Genomic DNA, 25,645 nt, shown 5'->3' on the forward strand with positions numbered 1-25,645 from the left:
ACGCTTGGCGTTGTGCTCCGGAATGAAGGCTTGTCAGTGTTAAACGTCTTCATTATATTGGAGATATGGATATAACAGGCGTCATCTCTGCAACGGCACATAGGAGGGTTTCGTGGGTGACCATCGTAAATACAACGTGCTTTTCCTTTGCACACACAATTCCGCGCGCTCGATCCTTGCCGAGGCCATGTTGAATGCAATGGCAGGCGACCGTTTTATTGCCCACAGCGCCGGCAGTGCCCCTGGAGCGGCGCCCAATCCGTTAGCGCTCGACCTGCTGCGCTCAAACAGCATCCCCATAGGCGGGTTACGCAGCAAGAGCTGGGACGAATTTGCCGAAGACGGGTCGCCGCAGATCGACTTCATTTTCACGGTCTGCGACAACGCGGCTGGAGAGGTCTGCCCGATCTGGCCCGGCCATCCGGCAAATGCTCATTGGGGTGTGCCAGACCCGGGTTCCGTAGAGGGCACGGACGAGGAGAAACGGAGGGCGTTTCTGGAGGCATTCGTGCAGATGCGCAAGCGCATCGAGCTGTTCGTCAACCTGCCGTTCGAGAAGCTCGACCGCCTCGCTGTGCAGCGGGAAATGCAGAGCATTGGCACCGCGCTGCGCGACAAAGGAGAGTAACGATGGCAGGCAGTCAAGCGGTCGCGAAGGGGGCCCGGCGCGAGCCCGGTGGCATCGGCTTGAGCAAGTTGAATGTGTTCGCCGAAACACGACATCTGGCCCTGCAGATCGGAGATGAACCGCTTCTGCGATCTGCGGATATACAAAAGCTGCAAGGGTGGCTCTAGCCTGGCGGTCAAGGGCAACGCCTTTGCCCGATTTTGAGGTGAGTGCTCCGCGCACCTGTGTAACGATTTCTACCACGACTGCTCGATGCCTTCGAATATCCTCGTCGTCGAAAGTGACCCAACGACCGCTGAAATGATCGCGACGCACCTGAGGCGAGCGGGACATTGTCCGACGATAGCGTATGACGTATACGACGCGAATCGATTGATGTCGACCCTGCTGCCTGATCTCATTTTGCTGAACTGGATGCTTTCAGCTCAGTCGGGCGCTGTGCTTGCCAACCAGTTGCGCGTGCATCGCAATGCCAGAGACATTCCTCTGATCATGTTGGGAAACTTCGATGAAAATCACCGTCGACTGACGGACCCGATCGACGGTGCCTGCGGATACGTAACAAGGCCGCGCGAACGCGACGCGCTGCTCGCTGGGGTTGGTGCCATATTGCGCCTGCAGCAACTGCCGCGGCTAACCGACAATGCTGTCAGCTTCGGTAGCCTGAGCGTCGAGCCGGCTGCACGGCAAGTCTTCGCGATCCGCGGTGGCGAGAAAGTCCGTCTGGCGGTCGGCCCAACCGAGTTGAGCCTGTTGTATTTTCTGATGACCCATCCGGATCGTGCCTTTACCAGGGCGGAGTTGATCGAGCAGGCGTTGAATGGCCGGGCTTTCGTCACCGAGAAATCGTTAAACACCTACATTAAACGGCTTCGAAAATCCCTCACTCCAGTTGGCTGTGAAGCCATGATTGAGGTAGTCCGAGGCTTCGGATATCGCTTTGTAGCTAATCGATATGTCCTGAGCGGCTGATATCGCCGTTGTCGCTGATCAATATTGTCATCGAGCACGCATGACCGAACAGCAGGATCACCGCAGTCGCGGCGAGCAAGCAGGCGCCCTCTTGGGGACGCGTCCGCATTGCCGAGCCTGCGCCCCGCCATGCGCTGAGAACACTATCGGCGAGCAGATTCACCAGGACAGGCCAGTGGGCGACTGCTACCGGTTTGTTTCATCCGAGTGACACCCGCATGCGGCACCATGCCGGTCTGGCTAGGCAACTCCATGCCAAGGCATCGATTTAGTCACCGGCCTGCCGGCATTGCATTAGCCAGATTCCAGATTCGTGCGCTGCCTGTTGACGCATGACGCGTGGCGACACACGCCTGTATAGCCTGATGACGAGCTGCTCTCCATCGCCGGTGCACTAGTGGCAGTTCCACAAGGAGCAAGTTATGCATGATGTGGCCGATTCCGAGGGTTTGCGGCGCGCCGATGTGAAGTCAGTCCAGCAGTACATTGACGAACGCCCCATGTGGCCCGACGGAACGCATCTTCCGTCGGTGCCGATGACTGCCATGCAATGGCGCATCTGGTCGCTGGCGGCAGCCGGAAAGTTCTTCGAAGGATTCGTCGTATTCATGACGGGGGTGGCGCTTCCGCTGATCTCGCGTGATTTCGGTATCGGTGCGGCACAGAACGGCCTCATCAGCGCCGCCAGCCTGATGGGCATTCTTGTCGGCGCGGTGGGTCTGGGCGGCATGTCGGACTACTTCGGGCGCAAGCGGATGTTCATTGTCGAGATGATCATCTTCGTCGCGTTTCTGGTGCTGCTGGTACTTTGCACCAACTTCACCTCACTCGTGATCTGCCTGTTCGGACTCGGCGTGGCGCTCGGCTGCGACTACCCGACCGCGCACATGATCATCTCCGAAAGCATTCCGAGTAGCGCCCGCGGCAAACTGGTGCTGGCAGCGTTCGGCTTCCAGGCGCTGGGTGCTCTGGGCGGTACGGCGGTGGGCTTCTTCGTCCTGTCGACGGTCCCGACTCTCGACGCGTGGCGCTGGATGTACGGCACGGCGATCATCCCCGCACTGGCAGTAACGATCGGCCGCTTCTTCATTACTGAAAGCCCGAGCTGGCTGCACATTCGCGGCGCGGTGGATCGCGCGGAAGCCGCCGCGAAACGCCTGCTGGTTCGTACGCCGCAGTATCCGACCAGCATCGCGCTGTCGCGTGAAATCGACAGTGCCGCCAGCGGCCATGGCGGCAAGAAAAGTTTTTTTGCGCTGTTCGCAAAGCGCAACCTGCGCGCCACGATTCTTGCCTCGATCCCGTGGTTCCTGCAGGATCTCGGCACCTATGGGATTGGTATTTTCACGCCCACGATCCTCGCCGCGGCATTCGGCAGCAAGCCTGATCATGTGCGCAGCGTCAGCGATCTGATCCTCAACGACATCCTCGCCGCCAAAGGTGCGGCCCTGATCACGATGCTGCTGATCGTCGGCATCATTTTCGCGGTCATCCTCGCGGACCGGGTCGGACGGATCTGGCTGCAAGTGGTCGGCTTTATCGGCTGCGCGGCGGGCTTGCTGCTCGCTTCGTTCTCTGTTGGCGTCGAAGGCTCCGCCAAGACCGTCATCATCTTCGCGGGCTTCATGCTGTTCAACTTCATGACCAACCTGGGGCCCAACGCGCAGACCTATCTGCTCGCTGGTGAAGTGTTCCCGACCGCTATTCGCGGCACAGGTGCGGGGTTTGCCGCCGCGGTCGGCAAGATCGGCGCGGTGGCGACTGCCTTCCTGTTCCCGATTCTGCTGACAGGTATCGGTACCGGCCCGCTGCTCTACATCCTCGTGGCCACATCGATTCTCGGCGCAGTGGTGACGTGGCTATTCCGCATCGAGACGACGGGGGTGAGCCTTGACGAGATTGGACGCTAAACGTATTGAGACACCACCCTGTTGCCCTCGCTCCAGAGATGGCATCCGCTTACCGTGATGGAGACATGCATGACTGCTCGCCGTAAAACTTACGTATTGCTCGCGAGATGGGGACAACGCGTGGCCGCGCCGCTGTGCATTGCCGCGCTCACCTTGATGACGAGCACATTGACCTATGCGCAAGATCTCACCTTGAACGAAACCGGCTCGACCCTGCTCTATCCGCTATTCACGACCTGGGTCGATGCCTATACCAAGTCGCACCCCGGCGTACGGATTACCGTGGCCGCGACCGGCTCGGGGGCAGGCATCCAGCAAGTGCTGGCGGGCAAGGTGCGGATCGGCGCGTCTGACGCCTATATGTCCGATGCAGAGATGGCACAACACCCGCAGATCATCAATGTACCGCTCGCCATCGCGGCGCTGACGGTCAATTACAATCTGCCCGGCCTCAATGCGATGCATCTCAAGCTGGACGGCCCGGCGCTGGCCGGAATCTACAAGGGCGTGATTCGCAACTGGGACGCGCCGCAGATCGCGGTGCTCAACCCTGGCGTGGCATTGCCGCATCATGCGATCGTACCAATCCGTCGGGCCGAAGGCTCTGGCGATACTTTCGTGTTCACCCAGTTCCTGTCGTTCTCAACACCCAACTGGGAAAGCGACAGGGGATACGGCTCGACCATCGCATGGCCCAGCGTGCCGGCTAGCGTGTCCGCCGTGGGCAACGCGGGCGTGGTGCAGGCGTTGCAGACGACGCCGTGGTCGATCGGCTACGTCGGCGTGAGCTTCGCCGACAAACTGAGCGCCGCGCAACTCGGCACCGCGGCGCTCAGGAATGGAGCCGGTGAATTTGTGCTGCCCACCAAGGATACAATCACCGCCGGCGCCGCTTCCCTCGGTCCCCGCACGCCATCGGACGAACGTCTGAGCCTCGTTTTCGCGCCGGCGTCAGGTGCCTATCCACTTGTCAATTACGAGTATGCGGTGGTGTCGACAAAGCAGCCTGATGCCACGACCGCTGCCGCACTACGCAGATTCCTGCTCTGGTCGATCGTGCCGTCGGAGACCAACGAAGCGTACCTCGATGCGGTGCACTTCATTCCGCTGCCGCCGCATACGTGGGAGCTGAGCCAGGCGCAAATTCAGTCGATCAGATAGCCGACTCTTTGCGGCGTGGCACGACAACCCGGATACGTCGCTGCGTCGCGGTCAAGGTGGATGGCATCCGGACGGCATCGCCGAGCTATCCGTTTCCCGTAACGCAGGCACCATCCAATCCGCGCTTCACGAGGACGCGCGACAGGCCTTTGAACAGGCCTGTTTGGAGAAAGACCTCGAAGTCGCCGGATACCTGCTCCGTAAGCTTGATGCCATTGCTTGCCGCAGTGCGCATGACCCGCCGCTCGGCGAAGCGTACTTCGTGGTGGCGCCTTGTCTGGGAACGGCCAGGCTTGTCGTCGACGGCTCGCGTGAGCCGTCCGTCCGGCGGACCCCGCAAACGGCGACCGGCCTCTAACCAGATTGTTTTTGCCTCCCAGACGGCGATGAAACCGTTCGCAAGGGCGTCGGTGGAAGGCCGCGCAATGGTCGCCTGGTACTTCGCTTGTGAATCGCCACGCTTTTCGGCGGGGTCGTCATGATGTGACGCAGGTCGTGAAGTTTGAGGCGCAGTGGAATGGTTCGATTTTTTTGTATATCCTTTCCACTGCGCCTCAAACCACAGATTCCATCGATGTATTCCCGTTGCCCGGCAACGCCTCTTCGCGGCGTTTCAATGAAGGGGCTCGGCTGCAATCGCATGCTTGCGCATCTTTTCCCACAGGCTCTTCCTCGAAATGCCGAGGGCGTGGGCGGTCTCGGAAATGTGCCCCTGATGCTGCAGCAGCGCAGCGCGAATGAACGCGTTTTCGCATGCAGTCATGTAGCCGTCCAGTGGAGCGTCCATGTCCAGCGCTGCTGCGGCCTGAGACCCGTCTTCCTCGAAAATATCGGAGGAGAAAAGCATGTTGCGGGAGCAGACGATGCAGGCCCGTTCAAGCCGATTCTGCAACTCCCGTACATTCCCGGGCCAGCCATATGTCGCGAGTCGTGCCTCGGCAGACGGATGAAACAGCTTCGTCGGCTCGCCGAGCCGGCCGGCGATATCGCGTACGAAGCGGTGTGCAAGCCACAGGACATCGTCGGGCCTGTCGCGAAGCGCCGGCACACGTAACTGCAGGATGTTGATGCGGTAAAACAGGTCTTCCCGAAACTTCCCCACCCGGACCAGTTCGGCGAGGTCCCGATTGGTCGCGCAGATAAGTTGGAAGGTGGTTTCAAAGCCCTTCTCGCCGCCGACCCTGGTGAGGCGGCGCTCCTGAAGAACGCGCAACAGCTTCACCTGCATTGACAAGGGCAAATCTCCTATCTCATCGAGAAAGAGCGTGCCACCTTCCGCCTGCTCGAAATATCCTTTCTTTTGTCGTTCTGCACCGGTGAACGCGCCCCTCTCGTGCCCGAAAAACTCAGACTCCAGAAGCGTTTCGGGGACAGCGCCGCAATTGACGCCAACGAAGGGGAACGCGTCGCCAGGTGCATGGCGATGAATGAACCGCGCGAGCACTTCCTTGCCGACACCGGACTCACCAGTAATCAGAATCGATCTGGCTCGACCCGCGACTCTCGGGACAAGTTCAGCAAGGCGCCGCATCGCTTCGGACACACCCAGCTCGCTCTGTGCAGGCATGGCCCGGTCAGGTATGCCTGTTCCAGTGAGGAGTCTGACCTTGTCGACAAGCGCGCCAATGTCGAATGGCTTCGTGATGTAGTCGGCAGCGCCGCTCTTCAGGAGAGAGACCGCCATGTCTACCGAAGCGTAGGCGGTAATGAACACAAATGGCGGCATGGATGAGTGCTTGGCCATTGAACGTGAAAACAGGTCTTCGCCTGAAATGTCGGGTAGCCGGATATCGCTGATGACGGCCTGATAGGGCCGGTGCTGCAGGGCGTCCAGGGCGGATTCGCAGTCCGTATGCCAGTCCACGTCGAAACCTTCCAGACGGAAGCGGTCGGCTAGGGACTCGCCCATGATGGGGTCGTCTTCGACGACACAGATGAGCGTATTCGACATGGAGTTCTCCTGATTCACGGAGCAATAACCGGCAACAGCACGGCAAAGCACGTTTGGCCCGGTGCGCTGTCGACTGAAATTGTGCCACCGAGCTGTGTTGCGATTTGGTAACTCACCCACAGGCCCAGGCTGTACGACCGCCGACCTCCGGCCACGGCAACCGACCCAAACGGCTCGAACAGGTGCTCCATCGCGACGCCCGATATGTGCTGACCGGTGTTCGATACCGTTACTTGCAGCCCTGATCCATTGACTACAACTAGACAGGAAACGCGCCCGCCGATCTCAACCGCCTTCACGGCGTTGAGCAGCAGGTTGAGAACGAGCTGGCGCACCAGGTGAGCAGGTAGTGCCACAGCCTCATCCAGTTCGACTTCCCAATCGAAGTCGGCCTGCTTCGCCTGTATCTGGGGTGCTATTAACAGCTTCAAATCCTGCCAGTCCGACAGACTCATTGCTGGCGAGTCGAGACGCGCCTCAAAGAGCAACGCGCCGACAGTCGCGCGGATCTGGGCAAGACCGCGCTCCAGAAGGCCGAGCGTTTTCCTGGTCTGCGCATCCGGTTCGCCATGCGTGTTCAGCGTGTCGATGGCGTTGAGCATTCCGCCCAGCGGGTTGTTGATTTCATGCGCAATACCGGCGGCAACGCGGCCCACGGCAGCGAGCCTTTCTGAGACAACGACTTCACGCTCCAGCGACTGCTTTTGCGCAAGTTCGCCGAGCATTGTCTGAAACTGCTGCTCCAGCTGTCCTATTTCGTCGTTGCTTTGCGCGGTAATGCCCGCCCCCACTTTTTCCGGGTGCTCCTTTCCGACACGAGCCATGGCCGCTGCGAGGCGAAGTAGCGGCTTGGCCATCCGGTCGCCCCAGACCCACCCCAGTGGTATGAGCAGTAGCAATGCCGGCACCGTCGCCATCGCGAGCTTGAGTAGCGTCCGCCGCACGCGGTCGTAGAACGTGTTGGCGTCATAGACAAGCACCACATAGCCAAGGCGACTCCCATCGTCGGAATTCACCGGCATACCAGCGGTAACGTCACGGCTCGCGAACAATCCCGGGAAGTCGAAGAAGAACGGGACGCCAGAGCCGCGGAGGTGGGAAATGACCATCCCAAACTGAGCCGGAAGCGTCGTCAGCGGGCTCTGGATTGGTTCTTTCCGGGGCGACGTCGACGCGTACACGCGAGCCCTGGCATCAAAGACAACAATTTCCTTCAGCGGATTCGTGGGCTCTCTGACCGCCACCGGCGTTCGAATCACTTCGAAAGCACGCCACAGGTCGTCCTTCACGATGGGGTCGCGAACCGATAGCGTGAGCACGCGGCAAAGATTCTCCGCACTGCTTTCCAGGTCATTTCTGGCATCGGAAACGGCGACGCTCACGAGGGCGACCGTTACGAGCAATTCCGTCAACAGGATAACTGCGCTCAGCGCGAGCGGAATCTTGTAGCGGTAGCTGAGATGGGACAGCATAAAGGCGGCCTTACAGCGGTCCGGCATTCAGGATGGCGACCAGACGCCGGATGCCGTCGAACACCTTGTCATCATCAGGTACAAAGCCGTCGAGGTTCAATCGCCCAAGCATGGCTCGACCGTCGGGATGCTCTTTCATGCCGACCAATGCGCGCTGGAGGCGCAGAAACGATTCCTCGTCGAGAGACCGGCGCGCCACAATCGGCGGAAAGCCATACTGGGGAGAGCGCCACGCTACCCGCACGTCACGCGTGCGCTCCGGGTACTGCTTCTCGATGGTGTCGTAGACGTACCCGTCAATCTCGCCGGCATCGGCAAGTCCTGAGGTCACCGCGTCGACCACCTTCCGGTGTGCATACGTGAAGAACGATTTCTTGAAAAAGCGCGTCGGGCGAATACCTGCCCGTATCAGTTCCGTCGTGGGGACGAGGAAACCCGAGTTGGACTCGGGGTCGCTGAAAGCGAATACGCGGTCGCGGAGCTGCGTGATGTGGGTCGTATGTGTGTCGCTTCTCGGGACAATCAGGTATGAACGATAGAGCGGCTGCCCGCCGTAGTCTGGTATTGCCATCAACCGCATTGTCTGAAGGTGTGTGACGTAGGGGAAGCCACACACCCAGGCGACATCAAGTCGGCCTTCAGCGAGCAGGTCGTCAATCTCACGATAGCTATTACGCTGCACAAACCGGACGTCCGCGCTGCACACATTCCCGAGTTCCTGACTCCAGCGATTGAGCAGGCTGATTTCGTTATCAAGAAACACAGCGGTAGTGCCAAACGCAACCGCTGAATTATCGCTGGCACCAGTGAACCTGAAGGCCGACAGGAACGGCATGCTTACCGCAACCCGCAGAATCTGCCGCCGCCGGATGTTACGAACTGGTGACATAACGGCTCACTCCCGAACACGAACCGTTACCGGACGGTAATGGCATCCATCAGGTCTGCTGAATTCCTACCCGCAGTGCGCAAGGCTCTCGGCAGACGATTGACCGCATGGCATACGTCTTGCCATTAAGTCGATGCTAACGACTACCCGAGCAAGATTCAAGCGAGGAGAAGACCATGTCAGACTTAAAAGTCGCACGCCGTACATTTCTGAAGATCAGTGGCGGCTCGATTGCGGCTACTGCCGCGTCAGCGCTTGCTCCGAACGTGGTTTCTGCTGCGAACACACCGGATACAAGCAGGACAAAACTTCCGTATCCGAGAAAACCCGTAGCCCGTGTCGCTGGCATGGCGCTCAACGCGCCAGTCTCGTTCGCCTATCCCGATGCCGCGTCGCCCTGCACAGCACTCAAGCTAGGCAGCCGGGTACCGGGCGGCGTTGGACCGGATGGCGACATCGTCGCCTACAGCGCCATGTGCACCCACATGGGCTGTCCGGTCATATACGAGCCCACGACGAAGGTTTTCAAATGCCCTTGCCACTTCAGCATGTTCGATGCAGAGAAAGCCGGACAGATGATTGCCGGCCAGGCCACCGAAAATCTGCCGCGCGTGCGACTTCAATATGACGAGAAGACAGGCACCGTGTCGGCAGTCGGCGTGGAAGGGTTGATATACGGCCGCCAGGCCAACGTTCTTTGAGTTCGAGGAGCTGAAAATGCCTACCGATAAGGACCGCATTGCGCTACCGCCGGTCACGGCCCAGCGAACCAATATGACCTGCCATTTCTGCATCGTCGGATGCGGGTACCACGTCTACAAATGGCCAGAAAATCAGGAAGGTGGTCGCGCGCCCAACCAGAATGCGCTTGGTGTTGATTTCCGCAAACAGGTGCCGCCACTCTCGCTCATCATGACGCCAGCCATGGAAAACGTGGTCACCGACCGCGACGGCTCGCGCCACACCATCATGATTGTTCCGGACAAGAGCTGCGTCGTGAACAGCGGCTTGAGTTCGACGCGCGGCGGCAAGATGGCGATGTACATGTACGCGGCTGACGGGATAACCCAGGAGCGCCTGAGACAACCGCGCATCTATCTAAGCGACCAGTGGGTGGATACGACCTGGGACCAGGCGATGGCGCTCTATGCCGGGTTAATGAAGAAGGTCCTCGACAAGGATGGCCCGAGCGGTATTGTCTTCTCCGCTTTCGACCATGGTGGTGCGGGCGGCGGATTCGAGAACACGTGGGGTTCTGGCAAGCTGATGTTCACCGCGCTGCAGACGCCGATGGTCCGCATTCACAACCGTCCCGCGTACAACTCGGAGTGCCACGCTACCCGTGAGATGGGCATTGGTGAGCTGAACAATTCGTATGAGGATGCCGAACTGGCCGATGTCATCTGGTCAATTGGCGCGAACTCCTACGAAACGCAGACGAACTACTTCCTGAATCATTGGGTGCCTAACCTGCAGGGCGGGACGCTCGACAAGAAAAAACAACGCTTTGCAGGCGAGACGTTCCCGAAAACAAAGGTCGTATTTGTGGACCCGCGACGCACGCCAACTGTTGCCATTGCCGAGCAGGTAGCCGGAAAGGACAACGTGCTGCATCTGGATATCCAGCCGGGCACTGACATCGCATTGTTCAACGGGATTTTTACCTACGTGGTCCAGCAGGGATGGATTGACAAAGATTTCATTGCTGCGCATACGAACGGGTTCGACGCCGCTGTCCAGGCCAATAAGCTGTCACTCGACGAGTGCAGCAAAATCACAGGTGTACCCGTTGAGAAAATTCAGACCGCAGCGGAATGGTCGTACAAGCCGAAGGGGCCTGGCCAGCTTCCGAGAACGATGCATACCTACGAAAAGGGCATCATCTGGGGCAACGACAACTATCTGATTCAGTCGTCGCTGCTGGACGTTGCGCTGGCCACTCACAATGTCGGACGGCGAGGCACGGGCTGCGTGCGAATGGGCGGACACCAGGAGGGATACACGAGGCCGCCGTATCCCGGCAATACAAAGATATACATCGACCAGGAACTCATCCACGGCAAGGGACGGATGATGACGTGGTGGGCGTGCAATAACTTCCAGACGAGCAACAATGCGCAAGGACTGCGCGAGGTGGTCCTGCGTCGCTCGCAAATCGTGAAAGACGCGATGCAGGGTGCACGTGGTGCGAGCACAGAGCAGCTGGTCGATGTGATTTACGACGCGACCAGCAAAGGTGGTCTGTTCGTGACGAGCATCAACATCTATCCGACGAAGCTCCAGGAGGCCGCGCACCTCATGCTGCCCGCAACGCACCCGGGTGAGATGAATCTGACATCTATGAACGGTGAGCGCCGCATGCGCCTGTCCGAACGGTTCATGGACCCACCCGGAAGCGCGATGCCAGACTGCCTCATCGCCGCGCGCGTCGCTAACACGCTTCGCGCCATGTATCAGAAAGACGGCAACACGAAGATGGCCTCAAGGTTTGACGGTTTCGACTGGAAGACCGAAGAGGACGCGTTCAACGATGGATTCCGTCGTGCCGGGCAGCCAGGCGTCGAAAAGATAGATAGCCAGGGTGGCAGTACCGGTAACCTGGTCACTTACGAACGTCTGCGCGTCATGGCCAACAACGGGGTGCAGTTGCCAGCGAAGGCGTGGGAAGGAGGGAAGCTCGTCGGCACCGAAATGATGTATATGGACGGCAAATTCGATACGCCAGACGGCAAGGCGCAGTTCAAGCCCTCCCCGTGGCCAGGGCTGCCAAAGCTGGTTGCAGACCAGAAAGGGAAATACCGCTTCTGGATTAACAACGGTCGTACGAACGAAGTGTGGCAAACGGTTTACCACGACCAATACAACGAATTCGTTCGTGACCGAGACCCGATGGCCTATATCGAAATCAACCCGGACGATGCACAGGGGCTCGGAATTGGCGCGGGCGATATCGTCGAAGTCTTCAACGACTTTGGGTCCACGTACGCAATGGCCTATCCGGCGGCCGAACTGAAGCATGACCAGACCTTCATGGTGTTCGGCCACATCAACGGCATCCAGGACAACGTCACGACCACATGGACGGACCGCAATATCATTCCGTACTACAAGGGCACGTGGGCGAACATCCGGCGCGTCGGGTCGATGGAGGATTACAAGCAAAAAGTCAGCTTCAAGAGTCGCCGTTATACATAGGTGACGACGGCCGGCGCATTGCCGGCCGTATTCTCTTTTTCTGAGCCGGCGGCTATCCGCACGTTGGAATGGAGCTGCGATGAAGGCATTTACGCTGGGGCGAGTCATTCCGCTCGTGGAGGTCAGCGCCGCTGACCCGGCTGAGCGAGATTTGTTTGCGTCAGACTCCGCGATAGTTGAGTTGCCACTTCGGGACACACGCCATCGCCCGTTGCGAGACCTGCGCATTTCGGTTACGGACCGCTGCAACTTCCGTTGCGTCTACTGCATGCCGAAGGAGGTGTTCGGCAAGGACTATGCGTTTCTGCCCCGGTGCGAACTGCTCAGCTTCGAGGAAATCGAGCGCATTGCGCGCGTGTTCGTTGGTCTAGGTGTTGAAAAGATTCGACTCACGGGCGGGGAACCGCTGCTGCGAAAAGACCTTGAATTCCTTGTCGAGCGACTCGCCTCGTTGCGAACGCCTCGCGGCGAGGATGTCGACCTGACGCTGACGACTAACGGTTCGCTGCTCAGTCGCAAGGCGCAGTCGCTGCGGGACGCGGGATTGAAGCGCATCACCGTCAGTCTCGACTCGATAGATGAGGCTGTGTTTCAACGAATGAATGGCGTGGGCTTCCCTGCTGCCTCGGTACTGGAGGGAATCGACGCTGCACTACGTGTCGGCCTCGCTCCGGTCAAGGTCAACATGGTGGTGAAGCGCGGCGTGAACGACACGCAGATTCTGCCGATGGCACGCCATTTCCGGGGAACTGGCGTGGAAGTCCGTTTCATCGAGTTCATGGATGTGGGCGCAAGCAACGGCTGGAACATGGAGTCGGTGGTGCCATCGTACGAGGTTGTTCGCAGCATTGGCGCGGTATTCCCGCTCGTACCGGTTGGCCGTGCCAAGCCCTCAGACACGTCGGCTCGATTTCGTTACGCCGATGGTCAAGGAAACATCGGCGTCATCTCGAGCGTCTCACAGCCGTTCTGCAGCGACTGCACGCGGCTGCGGTTGTCTGCGGACGGTCGGCTCTTCACCTGTTTGTTCGCCTCTCGCGGCCTGGACATACGTGCGCCAATGCGAAACGGCCACACGGACGAAGCGTTGTGCCAACTGGTCGCAGACCTATGGAAGCGGAGGGCCGACCGCTACTCAGAGCAACGTGGTGAGAGTAGCACCGCAGACGACCGGTCCAAAGTCGAAATGTCGTTCATCGGCGGCTGATGGCAGACGGCCGCTCTGCTGCCATTCATCACAGCGGTGGAACGTGATGATTCAGTCGACCCATCCGTTAGCCACTTCGCTGGATGGGCAAACTACTTCACACGATGTCCATGTTCGTCGACGACAACCTCACCGTCCTCTTTCACGAACGGCACTGTGCGGGCTTCGGGCAGGATGTCGAGAATAACTTCAGAGGGGCGGCACAGCCGCACACCGTGGTCGGTCACCACAAGCGGCCGGTTGATGAGAATGGGGTGCTCCAGCATAGCGTCAATGAGCTGGTCGTCGTTGACCAGTGGGTCATCCAGCCCCAAGTCCGCATACGGGGTGCCCTTCTGGCGCACTACATCACGCACGCTAAGTCCCGACCGCTCGATAAGGTCCACAAGCGTTTCGCGAGACGGCGGCGTTTTCAGATACTCGATAACAGTCGGTTCGATGCCCGCATTGCGAATCATCGCAAGGGTGTTGCGCGAGGTTCCGCAGTCGGGATTGTGGTAAATCGTGACAGTCATGCTGTTTGCTCCGCAAGGGAAGATAGGTATTCGTTAATCTGTGTCACGGTGGACCGTGCGCTACGCATCACGCCAATGAGCGTGGCTGACGCGAAGCCGCACCATTCACCGTAGCCAACAAGCCACAATCTGGGCTCAACAACTGAGCGGCCTTCTAGCACGTCGACTTTGCCTGCGGCGTTGACGACGTCCAAGCTCCGCAGATGTGCGAGTGCCGGCCGGAACCCGGTGCACCATATAACTGCGTCGACCTGCGAGCGGGTCTCATCCGCCCAGACGACCCCGTCATTGACGAAGCGGGCGAAAGGACGAACCGACTTCAGCACACCGCGCTCTCGTGCCTCGCGAACGGGCGGCACCATGACGACGTCGCCGAGGCCACCGGTAGGCGCGGGATCCGGGCGGCCCTCCGAACGCGCCTTCCAGCGTTCCGTTGCGCGCTCAAACAGCACGCGTCCGTCGACATCGTCTGGCAGAAACGTCGGCTCTTCCAACGTAACCCAGGTCACATGAGAAACCTGCGACAGTTCCGCGAGTAGCTGTGCGCCGGAGTTGCCTCCTCCAACGACCAGAACCCGCTTGCCACGGAACGCGTCCGGATTCCTGTAATGTGCTGAGTGCACCTGTTCACCGTCGAAGTCCGCACGCCCTGGGTAGTCTGGAACGTAAGGGGCGCCCCATGTGCCCGTTGCACTGACGACCGTTTTTGCGAGCCATTCACCGTGGTCCGTCGATAGCAGCAGCCCATTCCCCCGATTAGACACTGACGCCACCTGCACTGGGCGCTGCGCCGGAATCTCGTAGCGCGTCTCATATTCAGTGAGATAGCGGATGACATGTTCACGCGACGGATATTGTTCTGAGGTCGCCGGCATCAGCCAGCCCGGCAGCGAACTCCACTGCGTTGGAGAGAAGAGGTGGAGCGAATCCCACGCATGCTGCCATGCGCCGCCCGGACCTGGCTGGTTGTCAAGCACGATATAGCCGACACCAACGCGACGCAGGAAATAGGCGACAGCCAAGGCGGATTGACCGCCGCCGATGATGGCGACATCGATTTGATTAACTGCTGAAGCGTTGCTGTTAGACATAGAGACCTGTCCTGGTAATACTTCGATAATACCGGATAGGTCGCGTTCTATACGAGTACGCGAGATGCGCAGAGATTTCTGACATGCCGGACATTACTCACGGCCTCGGCCGTCCGCCGCACGTCTACGGCTATTGATAGAGTGGGCGTTAGAACCTTGTGACCGTATAACCGGCATGTCATGCGCCGAACAGCACGTTGCGTTGCAGGAGCTCATGGAGTTGTTGCATCAGATAGATGCATGCCCCACACGAAACGGCGGATGGGATAGAGGTACGCGGTGGCCTTGACGGTGAGCTCTCCCGGCGCTGCAACGGCAATACGACCAAGGCATGGACGTCAACGCCGTACGAAAGCTGCGCGGTGTCAGCCTGTCACACTTGCGTTATTGGAAATCTAGGCGCATGGCTGGGAAATGCTGGCTCTCAGCGCGTTGAAGCACTACGCACTTACCGGGTATCGGGGCCGCCGGAGCGAAGTGCTGCAGGCACTCCCCGTAGTACCTGAGCAAGTCGTCAGGTGGCGCGGCCTTCGGCGACGCCACGATGTCCGCCGTCATGTCCCGGTCATCGCCGATGCTGCTGCCGCACAGTCATGGTGATTGGAGATCACTGTCGCTCGACTTCTTTCCGCTTGGACGCCCGCACTTGTCAGGGCGCGCTATTTCCTCGGGTCGAAGTCATCAACGGTCAACACGATACACTCGCGTGGCCGTGCACGTGCCTTTCGTTCCGCCAAAGCCACGATGCGCCTGCGGCCTTCGGAGAACACCTTGAGAACGCGTGCATCGTTTGCTCCAGGTTGTACCCAGAAATGCTGTTCGAGTGTCTCACGCGTGACGAGGCACGCGATGTCGCGACCACGAAGTGATAGCGCAAAAACGACACCTTCTGTTGAAACACTGGGTTCAAGTTCAAGGGCTTCCACGATAGACGCTCGACAGATTGTTTCCAAGTATCGCCTTATCGTAAGGGCGAGCCGGCGGAAATTTCAACAAATCTGTATAGCGCTCGTCGCTTCTGGCCAACATTGAGCGTCCCGGGAGTGGATATCGACATCACCCTGCCGGAAGAAACAGGCCGGCAAGTCGAGAACGGAGAAATCGGCTGATGACGAGCGTTCAGCTGCGGAATGCCAGCCTAAACTGTCTGGCGAGCGGATGAGGATCGCTGCCCGGCGAACCAAACGGCAACGCCATGCGAATGCATCAGACGAAATAAGAACAACTGACCGGTTCAACGTAGGAAATCTGGTGCCTTTCCGGTCCTGTTCAGCGCATCGCATCGACAGCATGTTCGAGTATCCTGAAAGCCTCTCAGGTTCTGGCCAGCCTCGAAATGTAGCCAGGACATTCAGCCGGCGCGCTTCCGTGCGCCGGCTTTTCTTTTGCCGCGCAATGTGGTGACAGCAAAACGTAACGCCCGGTCATTCGTCATCGGGCGCTGATTCAGCCATGCCACTCAACCCCAATTCAAGGGTTTTGCCACGCCAGATTGTGCCCAACCCCGCCATATCACAGAGAAGTGCCCACGCTATATAGGGGACGGGCGTTTCTCCGCTGATCCAGCGTCTGACCTGGCGGCCGCCATGCTCACTCAGCCCGAGCACCCGGGCAAGCGCTCGACCTGACAAGCCGATACGTCGCACCGCTTCCTGAACTTCAGCGCCCCGGGGCCGCTCCCAGCCCTCATCCGCCGGAAGCAAGCACTCGGCCCGAATAGGTGTATGAATATCAACCGTCATTTTTATCGCCTTTTCTCTTAGTCGTACTTCCTGGATTGGACGGATCTTCGCGCCCGGTCGATCGCGTCCGCCGCGACCTTTTCCTCCAGCCGTAATCTATGCGCGCGGAACTCATGTTCCGGCCACCGCGCTTCGCACTCCTCGAGCGCCTTGACTGCCTGATCGCGAGTCATCGGGTGCGTGTACCCCGGCCATGGTTCGTACACGTCGCCGCCTGCACTCGCCACCCGTATACGGACGGCACGCTGGATGATCCAGTCGTCCGTCCAGATTTCGGGGGCCGCCGAGGCTTCAATGGCATCAGCGTCAACCTCCGGCAGGTTGCGCTCATCAAAGTGTCGCTCTCCCGTCGACGTGTCGAGCAGCGTAACGATCGCGTCGCCTAATCGTTCCTGCAGGTCAACTGCATCTCGCCATGCCTTCCCTGAATCGTCGTATTCCGCCGGCGTATCGCCAGGCTGCGCGTGCCTGAATCCGACCGCCCCCCACTGGTCAAAACTGAGTACTACATCGACGTAGCGGTTCGCGTCGTCATCCCAGACCTGCACTCGAAACATGGTGCCCTCCTGATCCTGAACGATTCATTGGTGCCTCTGTCCTCGATCCAGCCCCCACGGCTTCGCCGCGGTGGAAACACGCAGCCTGCGGCTGCTTGACGACCCCGGCCACAGTCGCACGGCGCCTCACCGGATCGTCCCTCCGCTGCCGCTACGGGCCGGCGCTCTCCCCACGCCTGCCGGCGCGGGTCCCCGTGCGCCTCGATCCGGGCGCGCAGGCGCGCGCGGTACACTCCCGGCCAATACAAGTTCTGGTTTAGCAGGAAGGGGGTTCCCTGGCACCGGTGTCTACGATCGGGCTGGCGAGCCGGAGCCTGTCAGCCTCGGACACAGACACGCCTGCCCGTTACCAGCCAACGTAGTTCAGCAAAAGCTCCGCGATCAGCTTGCGACGAACAAGGTCCAGCCCCGACAGGTCGGCGAAGCCCCTGATGCCTGCTTTCTCCCACAGAACAACGCTATCGTCCGAGTTGTAGAACGAATACAGCGCGGCAAGGAAAGTGCGCTCGCCGCTGCTGAGAACACCGAAGGCGTCGAGAATGACCGCCCCATTGGGCGCGAGCGTCCACTTGTCTTCCGCCTTCTCAACGGCCTCTCTGGTGCCATCGCCGAAATACACCGGACCGGCCAGCATGACAGCCTGTTTCCATGCCTCAAAAAACCGCGCAGGCGCGGTACTAAAGTGGGCGTCGCTTTCCTCCATCTCGCGGCGAAACTCTCCGAGCACTTCGGGGGGAAACTTCGATTCGTCGGTCATAGCGGCAATTCCTGTTGATAAAGGGCAGTGGTCACAGCTTCCACCTGCTCGGCAGACAGCGAAGACACGTCGATGGCTGTTGCATGTGCGTAGATCATCCCGCCATAGATATCGGCAAGGTGACGCGTTTTCGGACACAGCGCCGCGTCTTCTCCTGACGTCTGGCGGTTGCGCCATATATTGATCGCCTGTTCAATCTCGGCAATTGTAAAGGTTGGCATGGCAGGCTTCGAAGCCCGCGCGCAAATGCGTCCATACGCACGCGGGCGGTTCAGGGTTCAGGTTATTGGGCGAACAACACTTCGTAGAGTCCGCCCCGGTCGATCGACATTTCGGCATCCGGCAACTTCGCCACACCGCAGATGAAGTCGAACGGGCCGCTGTACGGCAGCATTTCAAGAATCGTCTGATTGCCGAACCATGTGTGCATCACGTCGCCTCGCTTCAGTTCGCAACCCCGTTTCAGTTCTGTCGTCATGCGGCACGCTCACGAGCGCGGCGGACTGCTTCGTGAACCGCTACCAGAGGCGCCCGGGGCGGTACGCGGTCAAACTCCGAAAGCGCGGCACGCGCGATCGCGCGAAGCTCTTCGCGGTGCATGTCGATCGCATGACCATCCCGGTCGAGCATGTTGGCGATGCGGTGCAGCGCGTCGGCGGTCTTCGCCGCCGCATCCGCCGACAGCGCCATACGGAACAGTTCAGCACGCACGATTTCACGGTCCCCGTACTGGTAGACGGCCAGCAAAGGCAGAAGTGCGGTCAGCCAGGTTGGGCGAATTTGCGTCAGGTCCATTTCTTCCTCACTGATTTTCAGATAGGCCGAAAGACCCCAGCCCGCAGGCCGGGGCTGGTTGATTAGTCGATAGCGCGGAGAATGTTCGCGGCCTCTACGTGCTGCGTCGCGTAGGCGCGCAGTTCGTGGTAGTGCTCGATAATGCTGTCATCGCCGCACTTTTCCGCCAGATGGCACAGGGCAAACAGCGTGACGACGATGCCGAAGGCGTCCGCGCCCATCATGTCGCTGTAGCCGTTCATATGCCACCGCACATGCACCCGTCCGCAGTTCGAAGGGGCCATATAGAAGCCGCCGTTCGACAACTGGAAGAAGTCCCACGAACCGCCGTTGTAGGCACTCGAAAGGCGCGCGGCCCAGTCGTACACCAACCCCTCGCCCTGGAGGTATTGCGCGCCCAGGTAGTGAGGAAGGAAATTCAGGCGCAACTCGTCAACAACAACGTTTGACGAGATTCTGGTTTCATTATCAATCACGGTTATCTCCGGTTATGGCCATCGCTACATGCGAGGCACAACTTAATTGTAGTGACATTTTGCCCTAACAAAAGATTATTTTAATTTTCATTTTAAATCACTTTTATTATTCAATTAAAAATTCCAAATGACATCCACTCATATAATCTTTACTTAGGGCATTTTGTCCGTATAATGGCTGTGTGCCTCGCATGTAGCGATGGCCATAACCGGAGATAACCGTGGATCAAATCGTTGAAAATCGTGCAACCGAAACCGTTGTCGAAAGCCGTTTCGGCAACGACACCCAGATCGAGTACGTGCCGCTCGGTCTGCTATGCAAGTCGCCGCACAACGTGCGCCGCAAAGCGCCTACCGGCATCGAGGCGCTGGCCGGGAACATCGCCGCAGCGGGCGTCATGCAAAACCTCGTCACCCACGAGATGAAGACGCGCGGCAAGCAGCGCAAGCTGGGCGTATGTGCGGGCCAGCGTCGCCTGCTCGCACTGGAACTGCTGCGCACGACTGGCAGGATCGATGACAGCTACCCCGTACCGGTCAAGGTTGTTAGTGAAGCCGATGCCGTCGCCGTGTCGCTGATCGAGAACCAGCAGCGCGAGCCGATGCATCCGGCGGACGCCTGCGAAGCATTCCGCCTGCTGGTCAATGAAGGCCGTACGGTGGACTACATTGCGGCTCTTTTCTCGCTGTCTGAAATCCAGGTGCAAAGGCACCTGAAACTGGCGAACGTGTCGCCCCGCCTGATCGACGTCTTTCGCGATGACGGCATGACGCTGGAACAGATCCGCACGCTTGCACTGACGGACGATCACGAACTGCAGGAACGCCTGTGGTTTGACGCCGCCCAGGCGTGGCAACGCAACCCGGCGCAGCTGCGCGACGCGATCACGAACAGCGAGATCGATGTGTCCGACAGCAACCTGGTTGCGTTCGTTACGCTCGACGCGTATGAGGCGGCAGGCGGTCACGTTCGCCGGGACCTCTTTAGCGACGAGCAGAACGCCGGGTATGTGACCGACGCAGAACTTTTGCACCGTCTGGTCGCAGAAAAGCTGGTTTCTGTCGCGCAGACCTTGAGCAACGAGGGCTGGAGTTGGGTCGAAACACGCGTGCGCCGTGACTTTGGCGAAATGGCCCGCTTTGGCCGGTTGCCGTCGGCGTCGCGCGAGTACACGAAGAAGGAAAAGACCGAGCTTCGCGCGCTGAAGAAGGCGAGCGAACAGGCCGCAGCGGAACTGAACGCGTACTACGACGCCGAAGACGAAGCCGAGGACGACGCCCGCCGCGACGTACTGGAAACCGCTGCGGACGCCGCTTCCCAGACGCTGGACGACTTTGCTGAACGCCTCGAAATCTGGAGCGACGACCAGAAGGCGCGTGCCGGTGCATTCGTGACTCTCGACCATGACGGCAAGGCCGTAATCGAGCGCGGACTGGTCAAACCCGAGGACCGGACCAGCGTGCACCGCGAAGGTCTGACGGGCGCTGACGAACTGCCAGCGCCAGCAGAAAAGCCGCTGCACGGCAAAGACCTCAGCAGGCGTTTGACGGCACACCGCACCGCCGCCGTCCAGATCGAACTTGCGCGGAACCCGGTGGCCGCACTGGCGGTACTGATGCACCGCCTGATCCCGGTTGTGTTCGATGACCGCTATGTCTGCGTCTACGACCAGCATGCCGCCGACGTGCGGGCCACATGCTCACACAGCCGCCTGTTGCAGGCAGCGGACGACATGGAAGCCAGCGCGGCATGGAAAGAGATTTCGGCCGAACGCGAAAAGTGGGCCGCGCTGCTGCCGACGCGTTTCAGTGATGTGCTGCCCTGGCTGTTGACGCAGAGCGAAGACGTGCTGAGCAACCTGTTCGCCTTCTGCGTGGCCGCGACCGTCAACGGCGTGAGCGAATCGGATGGCGCACACCAGGTGAACGTGCTGATGAATCTGCTGAACGTCGATATGACGCAGTACTGGAAGGCGACGCGAACGAGCTATCTGAACCACGTTTCGAAAGCACGCATCGTTGACGTGGTAGCGCAAGCGCTCTCCCCCGAAGCTGCGGCACCGCTGGAGAAATTGAAGAAAGACGCAGCGGCAGAGACAGCAGAACGGTTGCTGGCCGATGCACGCTGGTTGCCCGAGGTGCTGGTGAACCGGGAAACGCCGGTCGTATGGGATGACGACGAAGACGAGGAGGAAGCCGCCTGAGCGAGCCGAGCGCCGCGCCCCGGAAGAAGCTGTACCGGGGCGCTGATCGATACCGGCTCATTTTCCAGAATCCCTTTTTAGGCCTCCGGCGCGTCGTTCCCCACGACGCGCTTTTTATTTTCCTGCAAGCCCGAAGCCACGCAGACCGCTGCGATATCGCGCGCGCCTGCGCGCCCCGATCGAGGCGCACGGGGACCCGCGCCGACAGGTGCGGGGAGAGCGCCGACCCGGAGCGCAGCGCAGGGACGATCCGGCTGGGCACCCGCATACTACGCCGGGGTTTGCTCCGCAGCAGCCCTTTCCGCGCTGGCCTGCGACTCTGCCTTCTTCTCATTTTCGCGCTCAGCGATGAAAGCATCGCCACGTTTCTTGAGCGTGTGCTGCAAGTCATCCTCAGTCTTGAACTGATCGAGCGCCCACAGTAGCGCGCCGGTCAGTGTGCCGCGATCCACCGGAAAATCAACCATCGAAACGATGCCGCCGAGTTCGATCAGTTCGCGCGTGCGGGCCTTGCGCTGATCCTCGCGCCGCGCGCTCAGCATGCGGGCTGCTTCGGCCTTCATCGCGTCAGCCTTCTGGTTAATTTTCTCCAGTCGGACCAGCTTGTCTAGCTGGCGGGACTCCTGTGCGGACGGATTGGGAATCGCGGCCAGTTCGACCAGCAGCGATTGGGTGGCGGTGGGCGACTTCAAACCCTTGATGTACTGGACGTGTTCCGTGAGCCATTCGGCCTTTGCCATCATTTTTCTCCTGGATCAAATTCACGTTGCATCGAGCGACAGCACAGACCGATCATTCGGCCCCTTCCTGCAGGCTATTCCGGATTATGAAAATCACAAAAGCAAGCTAGTAGGGAGGCGCGACCCGGCAGTATCTGGCGAGCAAAGCGAGTCAAAGCGCGCTTCCGCGTTTCTATGCTAGCATAGAAACAGCTTATGATAAGACGAAAGCCGGGCCGCCAATGCCAACGTACCATTTGAGCGTGAAAGCAGGTGGGAAAGCCGCCGCAGGGGAACACGCAAAGTACATTGCGCGGGAGGATCACTACGCCTACATTTCCCGCGGCGGCCGGTACGAGGAACGCGGCGACCTGAAGATGACCGAGAGCGGCAACATGCCAGCATGGGCCGCGCACGACGCGAGCATTTTCTGGCAGGCCGCGGACACCTACGAGCGGGCAAACGGGCGGCCGTACACGGAAATTGAGGTTTCGATTCCGCGCGAACTGGACGATGAACAGCGCGTCGCGCTCGTGCGCGAGTTCGTTGAACACACACTCGGCGAGCGGCATGCGTACACGTGGGCGATCCACAATCCGGCGGCAAGCGACGGACTGGAACAGCCGCACGCGCACATCATGTTCACGGAACGGGTGAACGATGGCATCGCCCGCGATCCAGGGCAATATTTCAGGCGCTGGAATGCGCAGGAACCGGAAAAAGGCGGTGCCGGAAAAGACCGCTATCTGAGCAGCCGGCAGTTTGTTCGCGACGTGCGGGAAGAATGGGCCGTCACGGCCAATCACTTTATGGCACGGGCGGGCATCGAGGCCCGCATCGACCATCGCAGCTACCGGACGCTGGGTATCGACCTGGAGCCGTCCGTGAAAGTAGGCGTCGCGCGCTACGCGGGCGAGCGTGGTGTGATGGCCGGATTGCTCGAAGAGAATCGACAGCGCGCGTACCGCAATGGCCAGCGGCTGCTCATCAATCCGGCGATCGGCGTCGCCGCGCTGACCATCAATCAGTCAATCTTCTCGCGGCGCGACGTCGAACAGTTCGTCTTTCGCAACACCGATGGTGCGGAGCAGTTCCGGCAGGTGTACGCCCGGCTGATGAATTCGAAGGAGCTGCTCGCGCTGAAGGATTCCGGTCGCAACGGCGAATGGTTCACGTCGGCGGATCTGCGTGCGATCGAAGTGCGCCTGGTCGATCGTGCTCGCGCAATGAGTCGCGCCGAAGCTGAAGCAGCTGGCGATGCCGCCGTGCGTGAAATGCTCCGTGCGACCCGAAAGTTCAATGCGGGGCAGGATGCGGCTTTTGTCGCGCTCGCGGGTGGCGGCCAGCTGGTGGTCGTGAATGGCGCAGCGGGTACCGGCAAAAGCTATGTGCTCGCGGCCGCACGCGAAGCGCTCGAGGCGGACGGACTGCGCGTGATCGGCGCAGCGCTACAGGGCAAGACGGCCGACGACATGCAACGCGACGCGGGCATCGCGAGCCGGACGCTGCACAGTCTGCTTTCGGGCATCGAGCGCGGCACAGTGACGCTCGATGCAAAAACGGTTCTGGTGATCGACGAGGCCGGGATGGTCGGCTCCCGGCAGATGGAAAAACTGCTTGGTCACGCGCAGGTGGCCGGTGCGCGCGTACGCCTGGTGGGCGACGCGTGGCAGCTGCATGCGGTCGACGCCGGCGATGCTTTCCGCGCCGTGTCGCGCGAGGCGGCCGCCGCAAACCGCCTCGAAAGCCTGACCGAGATCAAGCGGCAGGACGAGCCCTGGCAGCGCGAAGCAACGTCGGCGCTGGCCCGGCACGATGTGCCAACGGCCGTGTCCGCGTATGCAGAGCGCGGTGGCGTACAACTGTATTCGACCGTCGCCGACGCGCGCGAACAGCTGATTGCGCAGTGGCAGGATGATCGCCGGGCCAGTCCCGGCAAGACCCAGCTGCTGCTGACTCACACCAACGAAGAGCGTTGCGCGCTGAATGCGCGCGTGCGCGAATTGCGGCGGGCCGCCGGCGAGCTGGGTGCCGAACAGACCGTGCGAGCCGAAGACCGGCAGATCGCGATCGCCGCCGGCGAGCGCATCATGTTCCTGCAGAACGAGTACGTGATGCAGGTGAAGAACGGAACACTGGCCACCGTCGAACGGATCGATGCACCGGCTGACAGGAAAGCGGGCGGCGCCGTGCTGCATGTGCGCCTCGATGACGGCCGGCGACTCGCGGTCGACACGGCGCGATATGGCCACTTCGATCACGGTTACGCGCTCACAGTCCACAAGAGCCAGGGTGTGACAGTCGATCGCGCGTATGTGCTGGCGACGAAGAGCATGCATGCCGAGCTGGCCTACGTCGCGATGACCCGGCACAAGGAAAATCTGATTGTGGCGGCCGGCCGGGATGAGTTCGCGGACGGCGCAGCGCTGATGCGCAGCCTGTCGCGTGCCGACGAAAAATCGTTCAGCGCGCAACATGAGCTGCAGCCGGAGCGTGATCGCCGGCCGGAACTGGGCTACCGGCACACGCTGAACCGGCGCCGTGTCGAATTCTCGAATGCACCCCGGCCGCAACGGGCCGAAAAGACCCTCGATCGTACAGTCGAGCAGTATGCCGATGCCCTCTCCGCTGCGGCGGCCGCAAACCGGGCAGGCAAGCCGGTGCCCGCAAAGGACCGCGCGGCGCTGAAGCGGGCGAGTGTTGGACTGAACCGGCTCGATCCGGGAATGCGCAGCGAGATCCGCCACGTAGTCGAGCGGGATGACCGCGCCTGGCGCGCGCTCGTTGAACTCAGCGGCGCCGAGCGGGCGGCAGCGCTTGTCAACGAAGTAGCGCAGGCCCGGGCGCAACGCGCCGGCATCGACACGGCAGCTGCCGGACACCCGCAACCGCCGACGCCAGCCACCGCGTCCCGGCGTTTCGCCGACCTGACGCCAGAAGAACGTCAGGACCGACGCAACGAGTTCAAGGCTCAACTGCGCGAAGCGGCTGGCCAGGCGGTCGAGCGAGATAAGCCACCGCGAGAGCGCACGGCATCGCGCGGACGTGGCGGGCCAGAAATCGGTGATTAATCTGGTTATCGGGATAATCGGCCAACGTTGAATGAACCAATTGATCTGAACACAGCCCTATGTTTGGGCGTTGCCCCTTCGCCGCCTCGGAATGGCGTTGTTTTATAGCCCGCACTTAATCAGGTGCGGGCTTTTTTATTGCCGTCTTCGGCGTAAAAATATCCAATACCGCTGGATATTTCGGCGATGGTGGATTATTTCCTGTTCTGCAGACTTTCTTGGGCCCTGGTGAGCAATAACGTTTGCAGGGCAACCAGGCGAGCACGCGAGCGCGTTGATTTACGGGTGTGCCGCAGGCACGCCCGTAAATCTTTTATCGCGCACTTAGGGATT

22 protein-coding genes are annotated in these 25,645 nt (G+C 60.2%); 9 read left to right on the forward strand and 13 right to left on the reverse strand.

The genetic code is table 11. The annotated features are described in order from the left end of the window. Window positions 1-112: 112 nt before the first annotated feature. The 4 genes from AC57B6_RS28855 to pstS all read left to right on the forward strand — a co-directional run bounded on the left by AC57B6_RS28855 (window position 113) and on the right by pstS (window position 4,671). A complete protein-coding gene (locus tag AC57B6_RS28855) occupies window positions 113-628 on the forward strand; it encodes an arsenate reductase ArsC (RefSeq protein WP_496422622.1) in 516 nt (171 codons plus the stop codon). A 252-nt stretch (window positions 629-880) separates the two neighbouring features. Then, window positions 881-1,600: a winged helix-turn-helix domain-containing protein gene (locus AC57B6_RS28860; RefSeq protein ID WP_496422623.1), complete on the forward strand. Its 720-nt coding sequence runs from the start codon at window positions 881-883 to the stop codon at window positions 1,598-1,600. Between the two features lie 422 nt (window positions 1,601-2,022). Then, window positions 2,023-3,510, forward strand: a complete 1,488-nt coding sequence (locus AC57B6_RS28865; RefSeq protein WP_496422624.1) for an MFS transporter — start codon at window positions 2,023-2,025, stop codon at window positions 3,508-3,510. Window positions 3,511-3,579: 69 nt separating this feature from the next. Further along, window positions 3,580-4,671 carry a phosphate ABC transporter substrate-binding protein PstS gene (pstS, locus tag AC57B6_RS28870; RefSeq protein WP_496422625.1) on the forward strand — a complete coding sequence of 364 codons (1,092 nt, stop codon included), beginning with the start codon at window positions 3,580-3,582 and terminating at the stop codon, window positions 4,669-4,671. A 613-nt stretch (window positions 4,672-5,284) separates the two neighbouring features. Here the strand turns inward: pstS and AC57B6_RS28875 are convergent. From AC57B6_RS28875 to AC57B6_RS28885, 3 genes are read right to left on the reverse strand one after another with little or no spacing between them, the layout of a single operon-like run. Then, the gene (locus AC57B6_RS28875) at window positions 5,285-6,622 is read right to left on the reverse strand and encodes a sigma-54-dependent transcriptional regulator (RefSeq protein ID WP_496422626.1); all 1,338 of its coding nucleotides are present in this window, start codon (window positions 6,620-6,622) and stop codon (window positions 5,285-5,287) included. A 14-nt stretch (window positions 6,623-6,636) separates the two neighbouring features. Continuing rightward, the gene (locus tag AC57B6_RS28880) at window positions 6,637-8,094 is read right to left on the reverse strand and encodes a sensor histidine kinase (protein ID WP_496422627.1); all 1,458 of its coding nucleotides are present in this window, start codon (window positions 8,092-8,094) and stop codon (window positions 6,637-6,639) included. 10 nt (window positions 8,095-8,104) lie between these two features. Beyond that, window positions 8,105-8,983: a substrate-binding domain-containing protein gene (locus tag AC57B6_RS28885; RefSeq protein ID WP_496422628.1), complete on the reverse strand. Its 879-nt coding sequence runs from the start codon at window positions 8,981-8,983 to the stop codon at window positions 8,105-8,107. Between the two features lie 176 nt (window positions 8,984-9,159). On the opposite strand from AC57B6_RS28885, the gene AC57B6_RS28890 reads away from it, so the two are divergent. The 3 genes from AC57B6_RS28890 (at window position 9,160) to moaA (ending at window position 13,385) form a co-directional block, all read left to right on the forward strand. Then, window positions 9,160-9,684 (forward strand): arsenate reductase (azurin) small subunit, encoded by a 525-nt coding sequence (locus AC57B6_RS28890; protein WP_496422629.1) that lies wholly within the window; start codon window positions 9,160-9,162, stop codon window positions 9,682-9,684. A gap of 16 nt (window positions 9,685-9,700) precedes the next feature. Further along, on the forward strand, window positions 9,701-12,178 hold the full coding sequence (locus AC57B6_RS28895) for an arsenate reductase (azurin) large subunit (protein ID WP_496422630.1): 2,478 nt from the start codon (window positions 9,701-9,703) through the stop codon (window positions 12,176-12,178). A 79-nt stretch (window positions 12,179-12,257) separates the two neighbouring features. Then, on the forward strand, window positions 12,258-13,385 hold the full coding sequence (gene moaA, locus AC57B6_RS28900; RefSeq protein ID WP_496422631.1) for a GTP 3',8-cyclase MoaA: 1,128 nt from the start codon (window positions 12,258-12,260) through the stop codon (window positions 13,383-13,385). Between the two features lie 92 nt (window positions 13,386-13,477). Here the strand turns inward: moaA and arsC are convergent, their stop codons facing one another. From arsC to AC57B6_RS28945, 9 genes are all read right to left on the reverse strand, one after another. Then, window positions 13,478-13,900, reverse strand: coding sequence for an arsenate reductase (glutaredoxin) (gene arsC, locus AC57B6_RS28905; protein WP_496422632.1), 423 nt, complete (start codon window positions 13,898-13,900; stop codon window positions 13,478-13,480). Further along, a complete protein-coding gene (locus tag AC57B6_RS28910; RefSeq protein WP_496422633.1) occupies window positions 13,897-14,991 on the reverse strand; it encodes an ArsO family NAD(P)H-dependent flavin-containing monooxygenase in 1,095 nt (364 codons plus the stop codon). Before AC57B6_RS28910 ends, arsC begins: the two co-directional genes overlap by 4 nt. Window positions 14,992-15,650: 659 nt before the next feature. Then, entirely contained in the window at window positions 15,651-15,917 is a 267-nt protein-coding gene (locus tag AC57B6_RS28915; RefSeq protein ID WP_496422634.1) for a DUF1488 family protein, read from the reverse strand. 833 nt (window positions 15,918-16,750) lie between these two features. Continuing rightward, window positions 16,751-17,290: a hypothetical protein gene (locus AC57B6_RS28920; RefSeq protein ID WP_496422635.1), complete on the reverse strand. Its 540-nt coding sequence runs from the start codon at window positions 17,288-17,290 to the stop codon at window positions 16,751-16,753. Between the two features lie 346 nt (window positions 17,291-17,636). After that, entirely contained in the window at window positions 17,637-18,047 is a 411-nt protein-coding gene (locus AC57B6_RS28925) for a hypothetical protein (protein ID WP_496422636.1), read from the reverse strand. After that, the gene (locus AC57B6_RS28930) at window positions 18,044-18,268 is read right to left on the reverse strand and encodes a DUF3717 domain-containing protein (RefSeq protein ID WP_496422637.1); all 225 of its coding nucleotides are present in this window, start codon (window positions 18,266-18,268) and stop codon (window positions 18,044-18,046) included. The genes AC57B6_RS28925 and AC57B6_RS28930 overlap by 4 nt, the downstream gene beginning before the upstream one ends. 62 nt (window positions 18,269-18,330) lie before the next feature. Beyond that, entirely contained in the window at window positions 18,331-18,525 is a 195-nt protein-coding gene (locus AC57B6_RS28935) for a hypothetical protein (RefSeq protein ID WP_496422638.1), read from the reverse strand. Continuing rightward, window positions 18,522-18,842 carry a hypothetical protein gene (locus AC57B6_RS28940; RefSeq protein ID WP_496422639.1) on the reverse strand — a complete coding sequence of 107 codons (321 nt, stop codon included), beginning with the start codon at window positions 18,840-18,842 and terminating at the stop codon, window positions 18,522-18,524. The genes AC57B6_RS28935 and AC57B6_RS28940 overlap by 4 nt, the downstream gene beginning before the upstream one ends. A gap of 62 nt (window positions 18,843-18,904) precedes the next feature. Next, window positions 18,905-19,318: an antirestriction protein gene (locus AC57B6_RS28945; protein WP_496422640.1), complete on the reverse strand. Its 414-nt coding sequence runs from the start codon at window positions 19,316-19,318 to the stop codon at window positions 18,905-18,907. A 221-nt stretch (window positions 19,319-19,539) separates the two neighbouring features. Here AC57B6_RS28945 and AC57B6_RS28950 point away from each other — a divergent pair, with 221 nt between their 5' ends. Continuing rightward, on the forward strand, window positions 19,540-21,522 hold the full coding sequence (locus tag AC57B6_RS28950; RefSeq protein WP_496422641.1) for a ParB/RepB/Spo0J family partition protein: 1,983 nt from the start codon (window positions 19,540-19,542) through the stop codon (window positions 21,520-21,522). Between the two features lie 269 nt (window positions 21,523-21,791). Here AC57B6_RS28950 and AC57B6_RS28955 read toward each other — a convergent pair whose 3' ends face one another. Next, window positions 21,792-22,265 carry a conjugal transfer protein TraD gene (locus AC57B6_RS28955; protein WP_252889378.1) on the reverse strand — a complete coding sequence of 158 codons (474 nt, stop codon included), beginning with the start codon at window positions 22,263-22,265 and terminating at the stop codon, window positions 21,792-21,794. 218 nt (window positions 22,266-22,483) lie between these two features. Between AC57B6_RS28955 and AC57B6_RS28960 the strand changes: the two genes are divergently transcribed. Then, window positions 22,484-25,312, forward strand: coding sequence for an AAA family ATPase (locus AC57B6_RS28960; RefSeq protein WP_496422642.1), 2,829 nt, complete (start codon window positions 22,484-22,486; stop codon window positions 25,310-25,312). Window positions 25,313-25,645 lie beyond the last annotated feature (333 nt).

The sequence above is a fragment of the Paraburkholderia sp. BGA-UO-ETr-F12 genome, from assembly GCF_059567945.1.

Bases quoted from the DNA above. Each gene is read 5' to 3' on its own strand.
- AC57B6_RS28860 (WP_496422623.1), top strand. From the start codon at position 881: ATGCCTTCGAATATCCTCGTCGTCGAAAGTGACCCAACGACCGCTGAA.
- AC57B6_RS28865 (WP_496422624.1), top strand. From the start codon at position 2,023: ATGCATGATGTGGCCGATTCCGAGGGTTTGCGGCGCGCCGATGTGAAG.
- pstS (WP_496422625.1), top strand. From the start codon at position 3,580: ATGACTGCTCGCCGTAAAACTTACGTATTGCTCGCGAGATGGGGACAA.
- AC57B6_RS28875 (WP_496422626.1), bottom strand. From the start codon at position 6,622: ATGTCGAATACGCTCATCTGTGTCGTCGAAGACGACCCCATCATGGGC.
- AC57B6_RS28880 (WP_496422627.1), bottom strand. From the start codon at position 8,094: ATGCTGTCCCATCTCAGCTACCGCTACAAGATTCCGCTCGCGCTGAGC.
- AC57B6_RS28885 (WP_496422628.1), bottom strand. From the start codon at position 8,983: ATGTCACCAGTTCGTAACATCCGGCGGCGGCAGATTCTGCGGGTTGCG.
- AC57B6_RS28890 (WP_496422629.1), top strand. From the start codon at position 9,160: ATGTCAGACTTAAAAGTCGCACGCCGTACATTTCTGAAGATCAGTGGC.
- AC57B6_RS28895 (WP_496422630.1), top strand. From the start codon at position 9,701: ATGCCTACCGATAAGGACCGCATTGCGCTACCGCCGGTCACGGCCCAG.
- moaA (WP_496422631.1), top strand. From the start codon at position 12,258: ATGAAGGCATTTACGCTGGGGCGAGTCATTCCGCTCGTGGAGGTCAGC.
- arsC (WP_496422632.1), bottom strand. From the start codon at position 13,900: ATGACTGTCACGATTTACCACAATCCCGACTGCGGAACCTCGCGCAAC.
- AC57B6_RS28910 (WP_496422633.1), bottom strand. From the start codon at position 14,991: ATGTCTAACAGCAACGCTTCAGCAGTTAATCAAATCGATGTCGCCATC.
- AC57B6_RS28920 (WP_496422635.1), bottom strand. From the start codon at position 17,290: ATGTTTCGAGTGCAGGTCTGGGATGACGACGCGAACCGCTACGTCGAT.
- AC57B6_RS28925 (WP_496422636.1), bottom strand. From the start codon at position 18,047: ATGACCGACGAATCGAAGTTTCCCCCCGAAGTGCTCGGAGAGTTTCGC.
- AC57B6_RS28930 (WP_496422637.1), bottom strand. From the start codon at position 18,268: ATGCCAACCTTTACAATTGCCGAGATTGAACAGGCGATCAATATATGG.
- AC57B6_RS28935 (WP_496422638.1), bottom strand. From the start codon at position 18,525: ATGACGACAGAACTGAAACGGGGTTGCGAACTGAAGCGAGGCGACGTG.
- AC57B6_RS28940 (WP_496422639.1), bottom strand. From the start codon at position 18,842: ATGGACCTGACGCAAATTCGCCCAACCTGGCTGACCGCACTTCTGCCT.
- AC57B6_RS28955 (WP_252889378.1), bottom strand. From the start codon at position 22,265: ATGATGGCAAAGGCCGAATGGCTCACGGAACACGTCCAGTACATCAAG.
- AC57B6_RS28960 (WP_496422642.1), top strand. From the start codon at position 22,484: ATGCCAACGTACCATTTGAGCGTGAAAGCAGGTGGGAAAGCCGCCGCA.